Consider the following 20,798-nt stretch of genomic DNA (forward strand, 5'->3'; position numbering starts at 1 on the left):
CCCTCGGGGACGTGGTCGCTATTGCCGCCGGATTCCTCTACTACAACGGTAGAAGAGGAATCCGGCCGCTATTGCGAGCGGGGCCGCGCGGTGAGCAGGGCCGCGATGGTGGGGCCGAGCGCGTGCGCCACGTCGAGCGCGCGCACCGGACCGCCGGGATTAGCGCGCCGGCCGGCCGCGCCGTGCACCAGCGCTGCGAGCGCGCCGGCCACCCCGGGCTCGAGCCCTGCGGCCAGCAGCATCCCGGCGAGCCCGCCGAGCACGTCGCCGGAGCCCGCGGTCCCCAGCCACGCGGGAGCGTCCGCCTGGGTGCGCACCGGTTGCCCGTATGCCGATGGGCTCACCACCGCGGTCACCGCACCTTTGAGCAGCACGGTCACGCTGAGGTGGTCGGCCACGGCTTGAGCCCCCGCGACGCCGGCAGGTTCGTCGAGGTCGAGGCGTTCGATGAGGCGCTTCAGCTCGCCCGCGTGCGGCGTGAGCAGGGTCGGTGCCGAGCGGGGCGCGGACAGCAGGTCGAGACCGCCCGCGTCGATCACCATCGGCAGGTCACCGGCGAGCTGCTCGCGAGCCACCGACAACTGCGTCTCGTCGGCATCCTCGGCCGACCACCCGGAGCCGAAAACGTAAGCCTGACAACGCCCGTCACCGAAAACCGCCTCCGGCACCGCCGCGCGGAGCAATTCGGCCGGGTGGTCGGGGCCGACATACCGCACCATCCCGGCACCCGCCGTGACGGCCGCGGTCAGCGACAGCAAGGCAGCCCCGGTGAAGGCCGAACTGCCGGTGATCGAGCCCAGCACGCCGCGGGAGTATTTGTCGTCGGCCGGTCCGGGCACCGGCCACAGGTCGGCGACATCGTCGTGGGTGAGGCGCTCGACGGCCGGCGTGGAGGACGGTTCGGCCACCCCGATGTCGACCACCGTGAGCAGCCCGACGGCCGGCTCGGTCGCCGGCATCAGGTGGCAGGGTTTGAGCAGGGAGAAGGTCACCGTCTCGTCGGCGAAGATCGAGTCGGCGCCCACCAGCCCCGCCGGGTCACATCCCGATGGCAGGTCGACCGCGATGAGATAGGCCTCGTCACCGATCAGGTCGGGCAGCTCGCGCAGATGATCCGGCAGCCCCGGGGAGCCGCCGATGCCGACGATCCCGTCCAGCACCACGTCGGCCTCGGCGAGGGCCGACCGCACCGAGTCGGCAGCCGACCCCGAGCGCCACTCGAGCACCACCGCACCAGCCTCCCGCGCGGCCGACAGGCCGGCGGTGTGCTCGCGCGAACCCACCAGCACCACAACGACATTCGCGTCCGAGGTGGCCAGGTGTGCGCCCGCCCAGAGCGCGTCCCCACCGTTGTCACCCGACCCGGCAAGCACGACCACCCGATCGCCCCGCTCCTCCAGCCGGGTGAGCGCGACTTCGGCGAGGCCGCGGGCAGCCCGCTGCATCAGCTCGCCCTCCTCGAGCCCCTCCATCGCCGCGGCTTCGGCGGCACGGACGGCAGGGACGGCATACGCGCGCATCATGCGGGGGCTCCTTCGACGATGACGACGGCGACGGCGACTCCCCCATCATGGGAGATCGACAGGTGGACGCGGTCGACTCCGAGGTCGGCCGCGCGTGCGGCGACCGTGCCGGAGATCGCGAAGGAGGGCTGGCCGTGCTCGCCGCGGACCACGACCGCGTCATGCCAGGCCATCCCCGCCGGCGCTCCGAGCGCCTTGGCGATGGCCTCCTTCGCGGCGAACCGGCCCGCCAGCGAGACCGGCGGCAGATCGAGCTCGGACTCGACGAAGAGGCGGCCCGCGAGCGTCGGGGTGCGCTGCAGCGTCGCCGTGAACCGCTCGATGTCGACGACGTCGAGCCCGACCCCGAGGATCACTCGACGGTGACCGACTTGGCCAGGTTGCGCGGCTGGTCCACGTCCAGGCCCTTGGCGGTGGACAGTTCGAGCGCGAAGACCTGCAGCGGCACCACGGTGAGCAGCGGCTGCAGCAGCGGGGAGGTGTGCGGCACCCGGATCACCTCGTCGGCGAAGGGCACGACGGCCTCGTCGCCCTCCTCGGCGATGACCAGGGTGCGTGCACCGCGCGCGCGGATCTCCTGGATGTTGGAGACGACCTTGCCGTGCAGACCGTGCGGGGTGTCCGGCCCCGGCACCACGATGAAGACCGGCTGGCCGGGCTCGATCAATGCGATCGGGCCGTGCTTGAGCTCGCCCGCGGCGAACCCCTCGGCGTGGATATAGGCCAGCTCCTTCAGCTTCAGCGCGCCCTCCATCGCCACCGGGAAACCGACCTGGCGACCGAGGAAGAGCACCGAACGGGTGTCGGCCATGAACCGCGCGATCTCGCGCACCCGGCCCATCGTGTGCAGCAACTGGTCGATCTTGCCCGGCACCTCGTGCAGCTCGCTCATCACCTGGCCGGCGTTGTCGGCATGCACCCCGCCGCGCAGCTGCGCGAGGTAGAGACCGAGCACGTAGCACGCGGTGATCTGGGCGAGGAAGGCCTTGGTCGAGGCCACCGCGATCTCCGGGCCGGCGTGGGTGTAGAGCACCGCGTCGGACTCGCGCGGGATCGTCGAGCCGTGGGTGTTGCAGATCGAGATGGTGAGCGCACCGAGGTCGCGGGCGTGCTTGACCGCCATCAGCGTGTCCATCGTCTCGCCGGACTGGCTGATCGACACCACCAGGGTGCGCTCGTCCACGATCGGGTCGCAGTAGCGGAACTCGTGCGCGAGCGCGACCTCGACCGGGATCCGGGTCCAGTGCTCGATCGCGTATTTGGCCACCATCCCGGCGTATGCCGCGGTGCCGCACGCGACGATCGTGATCCGGTCGACCTGGCGCAGTTTCTCCTCGGGGATCCGCAACTCGTCCAGGCTCAGGGCACCGGACTCGTCGGTGCGCCCCAGCAGGGTGTCGCCAACCGCCTGGGGCTGCTCGTTGATCTCCTTCTCCATGAAGGTGTCGTAGCCACCCTTCTCGGCGGCCGCGGCGTCCCAGGTGACCTCGAAGGTCTTGCCCTGGGCGGGCGTCCCGTCGAAGCCGATGACCTCGACCGAGTCCGGGGTGATGGTGACGATCTGGTCCTGCTCGAGCTCGAGGGCGTTGCGGGTGTAGCCGATGAAGGCCGCGACATCCGAGCCGAGGTAGTTGGCGCCGTCGCCCAGGCCGACGACCAGGGGGCTGTTGCGTCGGGCACCGACGACGACACCCGGCTGATCGGCGTGCACCGCCAGCAGGGTGAACGCACCTTCGAGGCGGGCCACCACGTCACGCATCGCCTTGGTGAGGTCCCCGGCATACGTCTGGGCGAGCAACTGGGCCACGACCTCGGTGTCGGTCTCCGACGCGAACTCGACGCCGGCGTCGGCCAACTCGCTCTTCAGCGCGTGGAAGTTCTCGATGATGCCGTTGTGGATCAGCGCGAACTTGCCGTTCGTGCCCCCTCGGTGGGGGTGGGCGTTGGCGTCGGTCGGGCCGCCGTGCGTCGCCCACCGGGTGTGCCCGATCGCCGTGCGTGAGGCGGGCAGCGGGTGGGCCTCGATCTCGGCGGTGAGGTTGGCGAGCTTGCCGGCGCGCTTGCGCACCTCGACCTCGTCCTCGCAGACGAGCGCGACGCCCGCCGAGTCATAGCCGCGGTATTCCAACCGCGCCAAGCCCTCCATCACGACGTCGAGGGCGACGTCACCGTCCTCACGCCCGACGAAACCGACGATTCCACACATGGCCAACAGGGTAGGGCCTCGCCCAAGCACGCACCGCACGGCATCGTCCGACACAATGACGGGCGTGTCCCGCGCCCAACTCGCCGCCGAGTCGCCCTACCTGGAGTTCGATCGGCAGACCTGGGCCCGGCTGCGCGACGCGCACCCGATGAGCCTGACCGCACGCGACGTGCGGCGGCTGCGCGGCACCGGTGACCAGGTGGACATGGAGGAGGTCGAGCAGATCTACCTGCCGCTCTCCCGGCTGCTGAACTTCTATGTCGGCGCCACCTCGCGGCTGCACCGGGTCACCTCCGACTTCCTCTGCGAGCGCCCGGACAAGACGCCCTTCGTCATCGGCGTCGCCGGATCGGTCGCCGTGGGCAAGTCGACCACGGCGCGGATCCTGCGCGAGTTGCTCGCGCACTGGCCGGACACCCCACGGGTCGAGTTGGTCACGACCGACGGTTTCCTCTTCCCCAACGCCGAGCTCGAGCGGCGAAACCTGTTGGAGCGCAAGGGTTTTCCCGAGTCCTACGACCGCCGGTCCTTGGTGCGCTTTGTCGCCGAGGTGAAATCCGGCCGGGCCGAGGTGACCGCCCCGGTCTACTCCCACCTGACCTACGACATCATCCCGGGCGAGCGGATCGTGGTGCGCCAGCCGGATGTGCTGATCATCGAGGGGCTCAACGTGCTGCAGCCCTCGGTGCCGGTGCCGGGCCGGCGTAACACCCTGGCGGTGTCGGACTATTTCGACTTCTCGGTCTATGTCGACGCGCACGAGCAGGACATCAAGAACTGGTATGTCGAGCGCTTCCTCGGTCTGCGCGAAACGGCCTTCGCCGATCCCGAGTCCTATTTCCACCGCTACGCCTCGCTCACCGACGAGCAGGCGGTGCAGCGGGCCGGTGAGATCTGGGAGGCGATCAACGCCCCCAACCTGGTCGAGAACATCGTGCCGACCCGCAGTCGCGCGACGCTGGTGCTGACCAAGGACGCCGATCACAAGGTGCGCCGGGTCCGGTTGCGCAAGCTGTAGCGCCTCAGCGGCTGTGCTCGTCCTCGAAGGCGTCCTGCTCGGCGAGCCGCTGCTGCGAATCCTCGTCCTCGTCGTCTTCGAAGAGGTCAGCGTCGTGGTCGTAGTCGTCGTAGTCGTCCTCGGCGGTCGCCGCATCCGCGCGCCGCTGCCGCACCCACAGGGCCAGCCAGATGCCAGCGAAAACCGCGAGCACGCCCAGCCCGCACAACAGGCCACCGAACACGCTGAACAGCAGCCGCGACGCGGAGGTCGCCGGCTGGCCACCCTTGTCCTCGTTGGCGAAGGTGGGTGCCATCGAGTTGCCCCACGCCGCGCCTCCGACGCCGGCTACCACCGACAACAGCAGGGCGATCACCCAATAGATCGCGGCCGCCGCCTTGTTCCTCACCATGTCGGTGAATGTACCGGGGCGCGGTGAACTTCCACGCACCTTCCCTCAGACGACGACGCTGAGCGCCAGCACGAGCAGGAAGCCGACCACCGAGATCACCGTCTCCATCACCGACCACGACTTGAGGGTCTGCCCGACGGTCAGCCCGAAGTACTCCTTGACCAGCCAGAAGCCCGCGTCGTTGACGTGGCTGAAGAAGAGCGACCCGCAACCGATCGCGAGCACCAGCAGCGCCACGTTCGAGGGCGTGAGCCCGCCGGCCAGCCCGCTCACGATGCCGGCCGCGGTGATCGTCGCCACCGTCGCCGAACCGGTCGCCAGCCGTATGCCGACCGCCACCAGCCAGCCGAGCAACAGCACCGGCAGGTGGGCGGAGGAGGCGGCATCGGCGATCACCTTGCCGACGCCCGCGTCGACCAGCAGCTGCTTGAAGCCGCCGCCGGCCGCGACGATCAGGATGATGCCGGCGACACCCGGCAATCCGCGGGCGAGCGAGTCGCTGGCCCCGCGGGTGCCCATGCCGGTGCCGACGCCGAGCAGCAGGTAGGCCACGATCACCGCGATGAGCAGCGCGACAACCGGCGTGCCGAGCACATCGAGGATGCTCTTGACGATCCCGTCACTCACCCACAGGTTGACGATCGCGGCCGGGAGCATGAGCAGCACCGGCACCAGCACCACGAAGATCGCCGCGCCGACGCCTGGCTGGCGGTGCTTGGCCGGGGCGGCCAGCCCCGGCTCGCTGCCCTGCTCACCGGGCACACTCGGCGCGCCGGCAGCCCCGGCGGGCAGCGGCATCATCTTGTTCAGCACGATCGCGAGCAAGGGCCCGGCGACGATCAGCGTCGGCACCGCGACGATCAGCCCGTAGATCAGGGTGAGCCCCTGGTCGGCCTTCAACGCCGCGATCGCGGTCTGCGGCCCGGGGTGTGGCGGCACCAGCCCGTGCAGGATCGACAAGCCGGCGAGCGCAGGAATCCCGATGAGCAGCAACGGCATACGCGTGCGACGTGCGATCAGGATGACGATCGGGACGAGGATCACCACGCCAATCTCGAAGAACATCGGCAGCCCGATAACGGCCGCGACCAGCGCGATGCCCCAGGGCAGCATCCGGCGCGGCAGGCGGTCGGTGACCGCGCCGACGACCCGGTCCGCGGCCCCGGACTCGGCGAGCATCTGCCCGAGCATCGCGCCGAGCGCGATGAGCAGGCCGACCGACCCGGCGGTATTGCCGACACCCTTGATCACGCTGTCGATGGCGTCCGCGCCGGGCACCCAGGCCACCAGCGCCAGCACGGCGCAACCGAGCAGCAGCGACACGAAGGGGTGCAGCTTCAGCACGGTGATCAGCAGCACGACGGCGGCGATCGAGGCGAGGGCCGCCAGCGCGAGCTGGCCGGAGCCGGCCTGACTGATGGGTGGATCGGCGGCGAGGAGGCTCACAGTAGGCACGGCGCACAACAGTAGAGCCGCCGCTCCCCGGAGGGGAACGGCGGCTCTGCTCAGCCGGGGAGTCGGCTCAGTACCAGTTGGTGGCCACCGAGTGCGCCCACGCACCGCACGGCGTGCCGTAGACCGAGGCGATATAACCCAGGCCCCAGCGGATCTGGGTGGCGGGGTTGGTGCGCCAGTCCGCGCCGGCGCTGGCCATCTTGCCGCCCGGCAGCGACTGCGGGATGCCGTAGGCACCCGAGGAGGCATTGGTCGCGCCGACGTTCCAGCCCGACTCCTTGTTCCACAGGTTGTTGAGGCAGCCGAACTGACCCTGACCCCAGCCGTATGACGCGAGCATGGACTGAGCGATCGCGCGCGGGTCACCGCTGTAGATCACCGGCCGCGCCGACTCGCGCGAGGTGGTGGGGCCGGCCGAACGGGAGCTCGGGGCCTTCGTGGCCTTCGTCGCTTCGGCCGCCTTAGCGGCCTTCTTCGCCTGGGCGGCCTTCTTGGCCTGCTCGGCCTTCTTGGCAGCGGCCTGCTGCTGGGCCAGCTTGCGCTGGGCGGCGGCCTTGGCGGCGGCGCGCGCGGTGGCGGCGGCGGCGCCGGCCTGGGCGCGCTTGGCCGCCGCGGCCTTGGCCAGGGAAGCGGCGGTGGTGCCGCGCTGGGCGTTGGCGGCCTGGCGGGCGGCGATGGCCTTGGCCAGCGCGTCGTTCTTCGCCGAGGTGTCGAGGGCGACGCCACCGGCTGCGGCATCCGCACCGACGGCGGGGGCGGACCCGGCGAGGCGCAGGGCGCCGACGCTGCTGCTGCCCTGCGCCAGGTCGGTGGCGGAGGCGTAGGTTGCGGCGGCCACGGTGACCACGGAGATGGAGGCGGTTGCGGCGACCGCGGGGCGGCGCAGCGTGGCGAGTCCGCCGGCGCGACGAGCGCGGTGGCGACCGGAGTAGGACATGTGAACCCTTCTGTCGGACCGTCCGGCCGCGCCCCCATGTGGCGACGTGAACGGCGTCGAACAACAACCTGGCAGCAACAGCCCGGCTGCTGCGGACGTCCGCACGCCGGGCCGTTATCAAACCGAGATAACCCCTTCACCTTGCCCGAAACCGCCGGAAAACCCAAATCTCACCGCAGAATCTGTGGAGAAACTGGCGCCGGAGTGACGAATGTGACGCACGGGGTGGCCGGCCGGCCACCCCGTGCATCACGCGTCGATCAGGTTCAGGCGTCCGGGCCCTCCAGCAGGTCGGTGACCAGCGCCGCGATCGGGCTGCGCTCGGAGCGGTGCAAGGTGACATGGCCGAAGAGCGGGTGGCCCTTGAGCTTCTCGATCACCGCCGCGACGCCGTCGTGCCGGCCGACCCGCAGGTTGTCGCGCTGAGCGACGTCATGGGTGAGCACCACCCGGGAGTTCTGCCCGATCCGGGACAAGACGGTGAGCAACACATTGCGCTCGAGCGACTGGGCCTCGTCGACGATCACGAAGGCGTCGTGCAGCGAACGGCCGCGAATGTGGGTGAGCGGCAGCACTTCGAGCAACTCGCGGTCCAGCACCTCCTCGACGACCTCCCGGGACACCACCGCCGAGAGGGTGTCGAACACCGCCTGCGCCCACGGCCCCATCTTCTCGTTCTCGGTGCCGGGCAGATAGCCGAGCTCCTGGCCGCCGACGGCATACAGCGGCCGGAAGACGATCACCTTGCGGTGCTGGCGGCGCTCCATCACCGCTTCCAGCCCGGCGCACAGCGCAAGGGCGGATTTGCCGGTGCCGGCCCGGCCGCCGAGCGAGACGATGCCCACGTCGAGGTCGAGCAGCAGGTCGAGGGCGATGCGTTGTTCGGCGGACCTGCCGTGCAGGCCGAAGGCGTCCCGGTTCCCGCGCACCAGCCGCACCGACTTGTCGGCCATCACCCGGCCGAGGGCGCTCCCCCGCGGGCCCAGGATCACCAGCCCGGTGTTGGTCGGCAGTTCGGCCGCCTCGGCGTGCTCCATCCGGCCCTCGTCATAGAGCGCGTCCATCTCCTCGGCACCACACTCGAGCTCGACCATGCCCGTCCAGCCGGAGTCGGTGGTGAGCTCGGCGCGATACTCCTCGGCCTGCAGGCCCACCGCCGAGGCCTTCACCCGCATCGGCAGGTCCTTGCTGACGACGGTGACATCGCGACCCTCGTCGGAGAGGTTCTTGGCGACCGACAGGATGCGAGTGTCGTTGTCTCCCAACCGGAATCCGGCCGGCAGTGAGGACGGGTCGGTGTGGTTGAGCTCGACCCGCAGCGTGCCGCCCTCCCCGATCGGGACGCTGTCGTGCAGGCTGCCGTGCTCGATCCGCAGGTCGTCGAAGAGCCGGAGAGCGCTGCGCGCGAAATAGCCCAGCTCGGGGTGGTGGCGTTTGGCCTCCAGCTCGGTGATCACCACCACCGGCAGCACGACCTCGTGCTCGGCGAACTTGGTGGCCGCTCGCGGATCGGACAGGAGCACCGACGTGTCGAGGACGTACGTCTTGTTGGTGGCTCGCTTTGCAGTCATACCGACTCCTCCTGCCGCGCGGCTGAACGTCACCGCTGGGCTAGTCGCGGATGCGGGGCCGGGACCGGGCTCTCCCGATGCGGAGAGCCGGTGCCGGCCCTCCGTCCGCAGCCAGGTTTCGCTGCATCGAGTGGGCCTCCCGAACGCCCCGGCGGGGTGCCGGTGCGTTGCCTTCGACGGTAGGCGCGCTCGGGCGTGTCATGCGGCGACGCGCCGCACCGCGCGCACCTTCTTCACGGACTGTTCACACCGGGCCAGTCCCCCGTCGCACCATCCGTCCCACCTGTCACATCGGGTATGCCGGGGCTAGCCGTCCGCGACCGACCGCAGCCGGGCCGCCTCGCGCGTCAGATGGTCGCGCTCGGCGAGGTTCGTCGCGAGGCGAGCGGCGTCGGCATACAGCCCGGCGGCTCGCCACGGGTCGCCGGCCTTCGCAGTGAGATAGGCCTCCGCCGCGGTATGCCGGGGCGTGCATGCGTCGACCGCCCGCAGCGCCGCCAACCCAGCCGCAGCCCCGTCTGCCTCGCCGACGGCGACCGCCCGGTTGACTCGCACGACGGGGGTGTCGGCGTGCCGGAGCAATTCGTCATACCACTGCACGATCTGCACCCAGTCGGTCTCCTCCGCGCTCTGCGCGTCGGCGTGCAGCGCGGCGATGGCGGCTTGGGCCTGGTATTCACCGACCGCGTCGCGGGCCAGGGCGGACTGCACCAAGGCCACGCCCTCAGCGATCGCCGCGGTGTCCCAGCGGGAACGGTCCTGCTGCGGCAACGGCACCAGCCGGCCTTCGGGGGTCAACCGGGAGTCACGCCGGCCGTGGTGCAGCAGCATCAGCGCGAGCAGCCCGGACACCTCCGGGTGGTCGGTCATCGCGCGCAGCTGCCGCGCCAGCCGGATCGCCTCAGCGGACAGGTCGAGGTCACCGGTATACCCCTCGTTGAAGACGAGATAGAGGACCCGCAGCACGTTCGTCGGATCGCCCGGGGTGTTGAGCGGCACGCCGGCGAGCTGTCGCTTGGCCCGACTGATCCGCTGGGCCATCGTTGCCTCCGGCACGAGGAAAGCCCGCGCGATCTGTGCCGTGGTGAGACCGCCCACCGCGCGCAACGTGAGCGCGACCGCGGAGGTCGGCGACAGCCGCGGGTGCGCGCACAGGAAGAACATCGCGAGCGTGTCGTCACGCTCCGCGGCCGGGCCGGCCTCGGGTTCGGCATCGACGACGGCCTCCCGCCGACGGCGCGCCGCCTCCGATCGGATGGCGTCGAGGTGGGCCCGCCATGCGACGGTCACCAGCCAGGCTTTGGGATCGCGTGGCGGATCGGTCGGCCACGCCGCGAGCGCCTTGATCAACGCCTCCTGCACAGCGTCCTCGGCCGACGCGAAGTCCACTCCGCGCCGGACGAGGACACCGATCGCCGCGGGGATCAGTTCTCGCAGATCGTTCACTCGGCCGGCCCGGGCGCCTCGTTGAGGAAGGGGCGGACCTCCAGCCATTCGTAGATCGGCGCGCCGCCGGGGCCGGGCGCGGCGGACAACTCGCCGGCGAGCTCGACCGCCCGGTCCCAGGACTCGACGTCGATGACCATCCAGCCGGCGATGAGGTCCTTGGTCTCGGCGAACGGGCCGTCGACTACGGCCGGCTGCCCCGCGCCGCCATACCGCACCCACGCGCCCTCGGGTGCGAGGGCCTGCCCGTCGACGAACTCGCCGGTGCCCCGCAGCCGCCCGGCGAAATCGTGCATGTACCGCATGTGGGCGTCGACCTCGTCCGGGGTCCAGGTGTCCATCGGCCGGCAGTCGACCACGGGGGCCGGCGCGTTGCCGCTGCGGTAGTGCTTCAACAACAGGTACTTCGCCATGGTGTGCTCCTTGTCTTCGGTGCGGACACCCGGGGGACGGAGCCGAGCGGGCGTTCTCGACATACCTGACCAGAAAAGTTCGGATCGAGGTATGCCGACCGCGGCGCGCCTAGGAGCCGAACCGTCGTTCGCGGGCGGCATACGCCCGCAGTGCCCGCAGGAAGTCCACCCGGCGGAAGTCGGGCCAGAACGCCTCGCAGAAGTAGAACTCGCTCTGGGCGCTCTGCCACAACAAGAATCCGCCCAGGCGTTGCTCGCCGGAGGTGCGGATCACCAGGTCGGGGTCGGGCTGGCCCTTGGTGTAGAGGTGGGCCGCGATGTGGTCGACATCGAGCACCTCGGCGAGTTCTTCGATCGAGGTGCCATTGCGGGCGTGTTCCTGCAGCAGCGACCGCACCGCGTCGGCGATCTCGCGGCGGCCGCCATACCCGACCGCAATGTTGACGATCAGCCCGTCGACATCTCTGGTCTGCTCGGCGGCTTCGCGCAGCACCTCCGCGGTGTGCGGCGGCAACATGGCAAGCGCTCCGACCGGGTTCAGCCGCCACCGGTGGTGCGAGGCGAGCTCGCGCACGACGCCCTCGATGATCGACAGCAGCGGCACGAGCTCGGCGGCGGGCCGGTTGAGGTTGTCGGTGGACAGCAGCCACAGCGTGACGACCTCGACCCCGGCCTCCTCGCACCAGCCGAGCAGCGGGGCGATGTTGTCGGCGCCGGCCTGGTGGCCCGAGGCGGTGTCGGCGCCGCGGGCCTTGGCCCACCGACGGTTGCCATCGAGCATCACCCCGACATGCCGCGGAAGGTTCTCGGTGGGCAGCGATTTGGCGAGATGTCGTTCATACGCGCTGTAGACCAGGTCACTGACCCCGCGCATGCTCGCCCCTTCCACCTGGATCGTCCGCCACCGACAGACTAGGCCAGCCCGGTGAGGTGGCCACGCGCACGCTACTCCCGCGTCGCGCCCCGGAGCCCTACCCTGGTCGGTGTGAGAGACGCGATCGAGGACGCTGCCCAGCACGTCCAAGACGAGGCTGCGGCGCTGGTCGCACGCGTCAAACCGAAGCTGCGCGGCTGGTTGCACCTCGGCATGGCACCGCTCGCGCTCGTCGGTGGGATCGTGCTGATCGCCTTGGCGCAGAACGCTCGCGGCCGCATCGGTGCCGCGGTGTTCGCGGTGTGCGCGGTGCTGTTGTTCGCCACCTCGGCGACCTATCACCGGGGCCGCTGGTCGCCCCGGGTGGAGAAGCTGCTCAAGCGCGCCGACCACGCCAACATCTTCCTCATCATCGCCGGCACCTACACCCCCTTCGCGCTCTGCCTGCTGCCCCGCGAGCAGGCGACGACGCTGCTGCTGATCGTGTGGGGCGGCGCCATCGGCGGGGTGCTCTTTCGTGTCTTCTGGGTGGGTGCCCCGCGCTGGCTCTATGTGCCGATCTATGTCGCGCTCGGCTGGGTGGCGGTGTTCTACTTCGGCCCGCTGATGAAGGCGGGCGGACCGCTGGTCATGACGCTCATCGCCCTCGGTGGCGTGCTCTACACCTTGGGCGCCGTGGTCTACGGATTCAAACGCCCCGACCCGTCACCGCGGTGGTTCGGCTTCCACGAGATCTTTCACGCCTTCACCGTGCTGGCTTTCGCCGCGCACTACATCGCGGCCTCGATCGCGGTCTACCACCCGGTCGCCGGCAGCTGACCTACGGTTGCTCGTCCGCGTCGCGCTGGGGAGGCTCGTCGCGCTGGGGAGGCTCGTCGCGCTGGCGGCGCTGGTCGCGCTCCTCGCGCAGCCGCACGCCGCGCAGGTGAGTGCTCATGCTGCGAAACAGCAGCCAGCACACCAACCCGAGACCGAAGAGCACCAGGAAACCCCAGATGCCCGCGGTGACGTCCGTGCTCTGCGAGCCCATCAGGCGGATTCCTTGCGAGCCACGATGTCGTCGCGCAGCAGGGCGGGCGGATCGGTCGCCATCCGGTCGGCCTCGGCGACATCCTGCGGCAGTCCCGCGAACAGGTCGTCCTCGTCCGCGGGAGTCCGGACGTATGACGCGGCCAGGTCGAACTCCTCGGTCGGCCAGATCGTCGCCTGCTCGGCCGCCGACAACGCGAAGAAGCTGCCGTCGGGGTCGATCTGGGTGGCGTGCGCGAGCAACGCCCGCTCCCGCGCCCCGAAGTAGTCGGCGACCTGAACACGCGTCGTCACCCGGGTGGGCTCGCGCTCCTCCCACCGCTTGAGCCACTCCTCGAAGGGCGACTCACCGTCGCGGGTCAGCAGCGCCTCGTGGAAGGCAGCGATCTTCTCGCGGCTGAACCCACGGTCGTAGTAGAGCTTCAGCGGTTGCCAGGCTTCGCCGGCGTGGGTGAACTGCGAAGGGTCACCGGCGGCCCGGAAGGCCGCCACCGACACGTCGTGACACATGATGTGGTCCGGGTGCGGGTAGCCACCGTTCTCGTCATACGTCGTCATCACGTGCGGCTTGAAATCCCGTATGACGCGCACGAGCGCCTCGGTGGTGACATGCAGCGGCTCCAGCGCGAAGCACCCTTCGGGCAGCGGCGGCAGCGGGTCACCCTCGGGCAGGCCGGAGTCCACGAAACCCAGCCAGACGTGCTCGATGCCGAGCACCTCCTGGGCCCGCTTCATCTCCTCGCGGCGCACCTGCGGCAGATCGCGCAGGATGTCCGCGTCGTCCTTGAGCCGCGGGTTGAGCACGTCACCGCGCTCGCCGCCGGTGCAGGTCGCCACCATGACCCGGTGCCCTTCGGCGACATAACGGGCCATCGTCGCCGAACCCTTGCTGGACTCGTCATCGGGGTGGGCGTGCACGGCAAGCAGCCGCAGGCGTTCGGGCACCGGAAGTCACCTCACGATCGGGCGGTGTTGGACCGCCGCCTATCCTCTCATCCCATGGCACTCCCCCGACCTGCGCCCGGCCAGGGCCGTTGGTGGTTCGTCGGCATCGTCGCGGGCCTGCTCGCGTGCGGTGCGGCGGTGTGGTTCGGGATCTCCGCGACGCGGGGGCTGTCCTGGTCCGACGCCGGCTTCGACAACCCGGTGCCCAACAACCGGATCACGATGCGCTTCGACGTCGTCAACCAGGACGGCCGCCCGGTGCGCTGCACGTTGAAGGCGATGGACATCCGGCACGCGCAGGTCGGGATCACCACCGTCGACCTGCCGGCGAGCAGCTACCAGAGCACCCGTTATCAACGCACCATCCCCACGGTCGCGCAGGCAGTCACCGGCACGGTCGTCAACTGCGAGTACAAGTGACATCTGGCGTTCACTTGCTAGACTGACGTACTCACATCAGGTCTGGACCGCGGCCCCTCGCCCTGTTCACGGGCGGCATACGGGCGGCCCGCCGGTCCGGACCTCGACTTTTGCGGCGCCGCTGACCAGAAGGCGGCGTCGCCCCACGAAGACATCAAGGAGAGACCGTGACCAGCACTGCCGACACGTCGTCGACCTTCCTCACCCAGGAGGCATACGACCGACTGAAGGCCGAGCTCGACCACCTCACGGGCGAGGGCCGCCACGACATCGCGCAGAAGATCGAAGAGGCGCGACTCGAGGGCGACCTGAAGGAGAACGGCGGCTACCACGCAGCCAAGGAGGAGCAGGGCAAGATGGAGGCCCGCATCCGCCAGCTGACGCAGCTGCTCGACAACGCCGTCCTGGGCTCGGGTGACCCCGCCAAGGGCACGATCACCCCGGGCATGGTGGTGAGCGTCGAGATGTTCGGCGACAAGGAGAAGTTCCTCCTCGGCAGCCGCGAGATCGCCGACGGCGACTCCGACCTCGACGTTTTCAGCGAGAAGTCCCCGCTGGGCGCCGCCATCAATGGCAAGAAGGTCGGCGACACCACGAGCTACGAGGCGCCGAACGGCAAGACCGTCGAGGTGAAGATCCTCGAGGCGGAGAACTACCGCCCCTGATCGGCCTGCATCGGCGAGGCGCTCCCTGTGCTGTTAGGGAGCGCCTCGCTGCTTGCCGACCGGGCACTTATCGCCGCCCCAGCGGGCGCCTATCGCCGCTTGCTGCGCCCCGATTGCACCGCCACCCACGGACGGTAGCGAGCACCCGCGTCAGCGTCCGCGCCCCAGCGCACCTCTGCTGCACCGAGCCACGGACCCCGAGCAACACCCCGGCCAGCGTCCGCGCCCCAGCGCACCTCTGCTGCACCGAGCCACGGACCCCGGGCAACCCTCCGCCAGCGTCCGCTCCCGCCCACTGGCCGTCGGCATACCGAGCCGTATGCCGGGGCCTACTTGCCGACCGCTCGCGAGTACGCCCGGATCGACAGCGGCACGAAGACCGCCAGCATCACCACGATCCAGATCAGCGTGTAGAGCTCGGCGTGCTGCAGCGCCCAGGTGTACTTGGTCGCGGCCTCGAGCTGGCCACGGCTGGTGCCCGGCGGCTGCAGCGCGAAGAGATTGCCGAAATGCTCGCGCGCGACGAGCGTGATCGAGGAGACCGGGTTCCAGCCCGAGATCGTCTTCAGCACGCCGGGCAGGCTGCGCCCGGGCACGAAGGTGTCGGCGATGAAGGTCGCCGGGAAGATCACCATGAACGCGGCATTGTTGACGATCTCCGGCGCGCGCACCTTGAGCCCGATGAACGCCATCACCCAGCTGAAGGCATAGGCGAACAGCAGCATCAGCCCGTAGGCGATCAAGGCATTCACCGCCCCGTCACGCAGGCGCCAGCCCACGGCCAGGCCGGTCAGTGACATGACGACGAGCACGAGCAGGTTGTTGGCGACATCGGCCAGCGTGCGTCCGAAGAGCACCGCCCCCGGGTGCATCGGCAGCGTCCGGAACCGGTCGATCACGCCCTTTTGCATGTCCTCGGCCATGCCGGCGCCGGTGATGGTGGCACCGAAGATGATGGTCTGGGCGAAGATGCCGGCCATCATGAATTCGCGATAGCCGGCCGCGTCCCCGTCACCGGCCAGGCTGCCGAAGACGAAACCGAAGAGCAGCACGAACATGATCGGCTGCAGTGTCGCGAAGATCAGCAGGTCGGGCACCCGCTTGATCTTGATCAGGTTGCGGCGCGCGATCGTCATACCGTCGGCGAAGAAGGTGCTCACGACGCGGCCTCCTGCTCGTCGTCCTCGGCTCGGTGCCCGGTGAGCGCGAGGAAGGCGTCGTCCAGCGTCGGACGTCGTATGCCGATGTCCTTGACCTCCACCCCCGCTTCGTCGAGCAGGCGAACGCCCTCGATCAGCGAGCGCGTGCCCGCGCGGACGGCCACACTCACCCGCCGGGTGTGCTCGGTGATGTCGGCATCACCGTGACCGACCCGCTCCAACAACCGACGGGCGTCGTCCAACCGGGCACCGTCGGCGACGGTGACCTCGAGCCGCTCACCGCCGACCTCGTCCTTCAACTGGTCGGCCGTGCCGTGGGCGATGACCGTGCCGTGGTCGACGACCACGATGTCGTCCGCGAGCCGGTCGGCCTCCTCCAGGTATTGCGTGGTGAGCAGCACCGATGTGCCGCCCGAGACCAGATCGGCGATGACCTCCCACATGTCGCCGCGGCTGCGCGGGTCAAGGCCGGTGGTCGGTTCGTCGAGGAAGATCACCGGTGGTCGCGCAACCAGCGCGCCGGCCAGGTCGAGTCGCCGGCGCATGCCGCCGGAGTAGCCCTTGGCCGGCCGGTCGGCGGCGTCCTCGAGCCGGAACTGGCGCAGCAGCTCGCGAGCTCGTGCCTTGGCCTCCCGGCGCGGCAGGTGGTAGAGCCGGCCGACCATTTCCAGGTTTTCGTAGCCAGTGAGATATTCGTCGACCGCGGCGTACTGCCCTGACACGCCGATGCGCCGGCGCACCTCCTGCGGTTGCTTGATGACGTCGGCGCCCGCGACGAAGGCGTGCCCGGCGTCGGGGCGGATCAACGTGGTGAGCACCCGGACCGTGGTGGTCTTGCCCGCGCCGTTGGGTCCCAGCACGCCGAGAACGGTGCCCTCGGGCACCTCCAGCGAGACCCCGTCGATGGCCTTGACCGTCTTGTAGTGCTTGACCAGGCCATCGGCGATGACGGCGGGCTGCGGTGACATGGCGTCAGCCTGCCACTGCCCGCCGACATACCCCAGTTCGGCGCGCCAGGAGAGGGCAGGTCACCCCTCGGCGCTGCGGTCACCGGGAGTTCGAACAGGTGGGGGATGCGGCGCGACGCCCCTGAGGTCAGCGGGCGGCGATTTCGGCCGCGAGGACGAGCAGCGCGACCGACAGCAGGATCGCGCCCCAGAGGGCCCGGGTCAGGCCGGGAGCCGGGGGCAGGGCGGGCGGCGCTGCCTCGGCGGGTGCGGCATACGGTGAGGTGACCGGTGGTCGGGCCGGAGCCTGCCGGTCATAGGGCGCGGTGCGTTGCTGGCGCTCCCATTCGCGCACGAGGCGCACCTGCGAGGCGTGCGACACCCACTCGCGTCGGTCCCGCGCCGCGGTGAACCACAGATAGCCGGCGGCCGCCGCCATCAGCGCCGCCACGATCAGGCCGGTCATGGCCGCGAAGATAGCCCCGCTCCGCGCCAATTCATCGGCACCACACCGGCGGGACGACGATCAAGCGAACGATCTGCCGAGCCTGCGAGGCGGATCGGAGCGCTGAGGAGTCCCGCCAATCAAGGCCCACCGGCGGGACGACGATCAAGCGAACGATCTGCCGAGCCTGCGAGGCGGATCGGAGCGCTGAGGAGTCCCGCCAATCGAGGCCCACCGGCGGGACGACGATCAAGCGAACGATCTGCCGAGCCTGCGAGGCGGATCGGAGCGCTGAGGAGTCCCGCCCATCAGGCGAGGGCGGAGTCCAGGGCCTTCCAGTCGACACCCTTCGGGGCGCGGTCGACGACGGTCTGCAGCAGCCCGAGCCGGGCGGCGCGCACCTGCGGATCCTCGGCCATCACCAGCACCTGGTCGAAGAAGGTGTTGAGCGGCTCGACCAGCCCGCGCGCATCGGCGGCCCACTCGGGCAGGCCGTCGCGTGAGTGGTCGGGCAGCGCGTCCACCGCGTCGGCGAGCCGCACCTCGGCGTCCTCGGTGAGCCGTCCCCGGTCGTATGCCGAGTCGGTCCCCTCGGGCACGATCCGCACGATCCGCTGCACGGCCTGGATCAGCGCCGGGAAGTCGGCGTCACCACGCAGCCGGTCGATGTCGCCGAGCGCCCGCTGGGCGGTGCCGGGCGAAGCCGCGAGCGGAGCCACCGCCGACACCAGGTCGGCCGAGACACCCTCGTCGCGCAACTGCTGCGCGAACCGCGATGCGACGAATTCGGCTGCGGCACTGAGCGATTCGTCGGAGACGTCGACGCCCTGAGCTCGCAGGCGGTCCCCGGCGGCGGCCAGCCCAGCCGGCACCGTCACACCCGCCACCGACTCCTGCGACCGCAAGATGCTGGCCACGCCCAGCGCCGCACGACGCAGCGCGAACGGGTCGGACGACCCGGTCGGCTTGGCGCCGATGGCGAACATCGAGGCGAGCAGGTCGAACCGGTCGGCGAGCGCCAGCAACGCACCGGGCGTCGACTGCGGCAGGTCGTCACCGGCGGAGCGCGGCAACTCCATCTCCCACAGCGCGTCGGCGACCTCGGCCGGCTCGCCCGCGCGGGCGGCATACTCCTTGGCCATCACGCCGGCGAGCGAGGAGAGCTCGACGACCATCTGCGAGGACAGGTCGAATTTCGCGAGTTCGCCTGCGCGAATGAGGGTTTCGCGGTCAGCGCTGCCGAGGTCGACCTGGTTCGCGAGCGCCCGGGCAACATCCTTGATCCGGGTGGCGCGGTCCCCCATCGAGCCGAGCCGTTCTTCGAAGGTAAGCGTGTCGATGCCGGCGCGCAGCTCGGTGAGCGGGCGCTGCAGGTCGGCGTCGTAGAAGAACGCCGCGTCCTCGTAGCGCGCCCGCAGCACCGACTCGTTGCCGGCGCGCACGACCGCGTCGTCGCAGTCGCCGTTGGCCATCGTGACGAAATGCGGCATGAGCGCACCGTCCGCCGATCGCACCGGCAGATAGCGCTGGTGCTTGCGCATCACCGTGGTCAGGATCTGTTGCGGCAACTGCAGATAGCGCTCCTCGAAGGAGCCGAGGATGCCGTGCGGCTGCTCGACCAGGCCGGTGATCTCGTCGACCAAGCCGGACTCGGCCTCCACGTCGACCGTGCCCCCGACGCTCGCCGCGAGCTCCTGCGCCTGCCGGACGACCGACTCCCGTCGCACGGTCGGGTCGATCTCGATTCCCTTGTCCCGCAACACTTTCAGCAGGTCAGTCGCCGACGTCACGGTGACCAGAGCGTGCGGGTCGGTGCGCTGCACATAGGTCGTGTGCCCCGTGCCCAGCTCGGAGACCCGAGCCGGCACCAGGTCGCTGCCCCACAGCGCCACGAGCCAGCGGATCGGACGGCTGTAGGCCAGCTCGGGATCGCTCCAGCGCATGTTCTTGTCGGCGCGCAGCGCTGTGACGGTGTCCTGCACGATCGCGCCGAGCACCTCCAGCACCGACCGGCCCGGCTGCGCGATGCGCACCGCGACATGCTCGGCCCCGTCGAATTCCGCGCGCACGAGATCCTCGACCGCGGTCTGCTGCCCGCGCGCGAAGCCCTGCGCCGCCTTGGTTGGGTTGCCGTCGGCGTCGTATGCCGCCGCCACCTTGGGCCCCTTGCGCAGCACCTCGCCGTCGGGTTCGTGGGCGGACACCTCGGCGACGGTGGCGACGATCCGGCGCGGGGTCCCGAAAACCGACACCTCGCCATACGTCAGGCGGGAGTCGGCGAGGCCGGCGGTGATCGCGGCGCGGACCTGCTCGATCGCCTGACCGATGACGTGCGGGGGCAACTCCTCGCAGCCGATCTCGAGGGCGAACAGCTGCGGCTCGTCGGAGGTCGCGTGCGGCTCGACCGCTTCGCCTTCCGACGGTGGCATGACCGCCTGCCCGGTGATCATCTCGGGGCCTTCACCCTTGAGCAGCGGGAAGCCGAGCTCCTGACGGCGCTCGGTCCACAGTGCGCCCGCCTCACGAGCCAGGCGGCGCATCAGTGAGAACGACCGGGCGCGCTCGGTGGTGGAGACCGCGCCGCGGGAATCGAGCACATTGAAGGCGTGCGAGGACTTCAGCACGTAGGTCCAGGCCGGCACCGGCAGACGCGCCTCGATCATCCGCTGCGCCTCGGTGGTGTATTGCTCGAACAGGTCGCGGTTGGTCGGCACGTCCGCTTCGTCGAGGTAGTAGCGGGACATCTCGAACTCGTTCTGGGCGAAGACCTCGCCGTAGCTGATGCCCGGCGCGTACTCCATGTCCTTGAAGTGCGAGACGCCTTGCAGCGCCATCATGATCCGCTCGATGCCGTAGGTCAGCTCGACCGACACCGGCTGCAGGTTCTGCCCGACGACCTGCTGGAAGTAGGTGAACTGGGTGACCTCCATGCCGTCCAGCCAGACCTCCCAGCCCAGACCCCAGGCGCCGATCGCCGGCTGCTGCCAGTTGTCCTCGACGAAGCGCACATCGTGCGCGTCCAGGTCGATGCCGAGCGCCGCCAGGGATTCGAGGTAGAGCTCCTGCGGATTGCCCGGGTCCGGCTTGAGGATCACCTGGAACTGCGTGTGCGTCTGCAGCCGGTTGGGGTTTTCGCCATACCGGCTGTCGTCGGGACGCACGGAGGGTTCGACATACGCCACCCGCCACGGCTCGGGACCGAGCACGCGCATGACGGTCGCGGGGTTCATCGTGCCCGCTCCGGCCTCGGTGTTGATGGGCTGCACGACCAGGCAACCTCGCTCGGTCCAGAATCGCTGGAGCGTCAACAGGGCCTCTTGAACGGTCAGCACCGGGTCAGGCTACCGACGGGT

General features: G+C 70.1%; 20 protein-coding genes. 4 read left to right on the forward strand and 16 right to left on the reverse strand.

From position 1 onward, the window contains the following. Window positions 1-68 precede the first annotated feature (68 nt). From G9U51_RS12790 to glmS, 3 genes are read right to left on the reverse strand one after another with little or no spacing between them, the layout of a single operon-like run. Window positions 69-1,523, reverse strand: coding sequence for a bifunctional ADP-dependent NAD(P)H-hydrate dehydratase/NAD(P)H-hydrate epimerase (locus G9U51_RS12790; protein WP_166197321.1), 1,455 nt, complete (start codon window positions 1,521-1,523; stop codon window positions 69-71). Then, on the reverse strand, window positions 1,520-1,879 hold the full coding sequence (locus G9U51_RS12795; protein ID WP_166197322.1) for a holo-ACP synthase: 360 nt from the start codon (window positions 1,877-1,879) through the stop codon (window positions 1,520-1,522). The genes G9U51_RS12790 and G9U51_RS12795 overlap by 4 nt, the downstream gene beginning before the upstream one ends. Then, complete coding sequence (glmS, locus tag G9U51_RS12800; RefSeq protein WP_166197323.1) at window positions 1,876-3,729, reverse strand: glutamine--fructose-6-phosphate transaminase (isomerizing); 1,854 nt, start codon at window positions 3,727-3,729, stop codon at window positions 1,876-1,878. The genes G9U51_RS12795 and glmS overlap by 4 nt, the downstream gene beginning before the upstream one ends. A 55-nt stretch (window positions 3,730-3,784) precedes the next feature. Between glmS and coaA the strand changes: the two genes are divergently transcribed. Then, window positions 3,785-4,747, forward strand: a complete 963-nt coding sequence (gene coaA / locus G9U51_RS12805) for a type I pantothenate kinase (RefSeq protein WP_166197324.1) — start codon at window positions 3,785-3,787, stop codon at window positions 4,745-4,747. A gap of 4 nt (window positions 4,748-4,751) precedes the next feature. Here the strand turns inward: coaA and G9U51_RS12810 are convergent, their stop codons facing one another. From G9U51_RS12810 to G9U51_RS12840, 7 genes are all read right to left on the reverse strand, one after another. Next, the gene (locus G9U51_RS12810) at window positions 4,752-5,138 is read right to left on the reverse strand and encodes a hypothetical protein (RefSeq protein WP_166197325.1); all 387 of its coding nucleotides are present in this window, start codon (window positions 5,136-5,138) and stop codon (window positions 4,752-4,754) included. Window positions 5,139-5,183: 45 nt separating this feature from the next. Beyond that, entirely contained in the window at window positions 5,184-6,593 is a 1,410-nt protein-coding gene (locus G9U51_RS12815) for a GntP family permease (protein WP_328823462.1), read from the reverse strand. Between the two features lie 67 nt (window positions 6,594-6,660). Beyond that, complete coding sequence (locus G9U51_RS12820) at window positions 6,661-7,530, reverse strand: aggregation-promoting factor C-terminal-like domain-containing protein (protein WP_166197326.1); 870 nt, start codon at window positions 7,528-7,530, stop codon at window positions 6,661-6,663. A 266-nt stretch (window positions 7,531-7,796) separates the two neighbouring features. Next, a complete protein-coding gene (locus G9U51_RS12825; RefSeq protein WP_166197327.1) occupies window positions 7,797-9,101 on the reverse strand; it encodes a PhoH family protein in 1,305 nt (434 codons plus the stop codon). A 306-nt stretch (window positions 9,102-9,407) separates the two neighbouring features. Then, on the reverse strand, window positions 9,408-10,595 hold the full coding sequence (locus G9U51_RS12830; RefSeq protein WP_166197328.1) for an RNA polymerase sigma factor: 1,188 nt from the start codon (window positions 10,593-10,595) through the stop codon (window positions 9,408-9,410). Then, on the reverse strand, window positions 10,544-10,960 hold the full coding sequence (locus tag G9U51_RS12835) for a YciI family protein (RefSeq protein ID WP_166197329.1): 417 nt from the start codon (window positions 10,958-10,960) through the stop codon (window positions 10,544-10,546). Before G9U51_RS12835 ends, G9U51_RS12830 begins: the two co-directional genes overlap by 52 nt. Window positions 10,961-11,069: 109 nt before the next feature. Next, window positions 11,070-11,834, reverse strand: coding sequence for an isoprenyl transferase (locus G9U51_RS12840; protein ID WP_166197330.1), 765 nt, complete (start codon window positions 11,832-11,834; stop codon window positions 11,070-11,072). A gap of 111 nt (window positions 11,835-11,945) precedes the next feature. On the opposite strand from G9U51_RS12840, the gene trhA reads away from it, so the two are divergent. Beyond that, entirely contained in the window at window positions 11,946-12,653 is a 708-nt protein-coding gene (trhA, locus tag G9U51_RS12845; RefSeq protein ID WP_407941441.1) for a PAQR family membrane homeostasis protein TrhA, read from the forward strand. 1 nt (window position 12,654) lies between these two features. Here trhA and G9U51_RS12850 read toward each other — a convergent pair whose 3' ends face one another. Continuing rightward, on the reverse strand, window positions 12,655-12,864 hold the full coding sequence (locus tag G9U51_RS12850) for a hypothetical protein (RefSeq protein ID WP_166197190.1): 210 nt from the start codon (window positions 12,862-12,864) through the stop codon (window positions 12,655-12,657). Next, complete coding sequence (mca, locus tag G9U51_RS12855; protein ID WP_166197331.1) at window positions 12,864-13,808, reverse strand: mycothiol conjugate amidase Mca; 945 nt, start codon at window positions 13,806-13,808, stop codon at window positions 12,864-12,866. The genes G9U51_RS12850 and mca overlap by 1 nt, the downstream gene beginning before the upstream one ends. A 54-nt stretch (window positions 13,809-13,862) precedes the next feature. Between mca and G9U51_RS12860 the strand changes: the two genes are divergently transcribed. Next, window positions 13,863-14,228: a DUF4307 domain-containing protein gene (locus tag G9U51_RS12860; RefSeq protein WP_166197332.1), complete on the forward strand. Its 366-nt coding sequence runs from the start codon at window positions 13,863-13,865 to the stop codon at window positions 14,226-14,228. Between the two features lie 167 nt (window positions 14,229-14,395). Continuing rightward, a complete protein-coding gene (greA, locus tag G9U51_RS12865; protein WP_166197333.1) occupies window positions 14,396-14,893 on the forward strand; it encodes a transcription elongation factor GreA in 498 nt (165 codons plus the stop codon). A 329-nt stretch (window positions 14,894-15,222) separates the two neighbouring features. On the opposite strand, the gene G9U51_RS12870 is transcribed toward greA, so the two are convergent. The 4 genes from G9U51_RS12870 to G9U51_RS12885 all read right to left on the reverse strand — a co-directional run bounded on the left by G9U51_RS12870 (window position 15,223) and on the right by G9U51_RS12885 (window position 20,777). Beyond that, window positions 15,223-16,053, reverse strand: a complete 831-nt coding sequence (locus G9U51_RS12870; protein WP_328823464.1) for an ABC transporter permease — start codon at window positions 16,051-16,053, stop codon at window positions 15,223-15,225. Further along, a complete protein-coding gene (locus G9U51_RS12875) occupies window positions 16,050-17,021 on the reverse strand; it encodes an ATP-binding cassette domain-containing protein (RefSeq protein WP_166197334.1) in 972 nt (323 codons plus the stop codon). The genes G9U51_RS12870 and G9U51_RS12875 overlap by 4 nt, the downstream gene beginning before the upstream one ends. 127 nt (window positions 17,022-17,148) lie before the next feature. Next, entirely contained in the window at window positions 17,149-17,466 is a 318-nt protein-coding gene (locus G9U51_RS12880; protein WP_166197335.1) for a hypothetical protein, read from the reverse strand. 287 nt (window positions 17,467-17,753) lie between these two features. Further along, window positions 17,754-20,777 (reverse strand): glycine--tRNA ligase, encoded by a 3,024-nt coding sequence (locus G9U51_RS12885; RefSeq protein WP_166197336.1) that lies wholly within the window; start codon window positions 20,775-20,777, stop codon window positions 17,754-17,756. Window positions 20,778-20,798 lie beyond the last annotated feature (21 nt).

The organism is Metallococcus carri (assembly GCF_011440275.1).
In the GTDB taxonomy this organism is placed as follows: domain Bacteria; phylum Actinomycetota; class Actinomycetes; order Actinomycetales; family Dermatophilaceae; genus Metallococcus; species Metallococcus carri.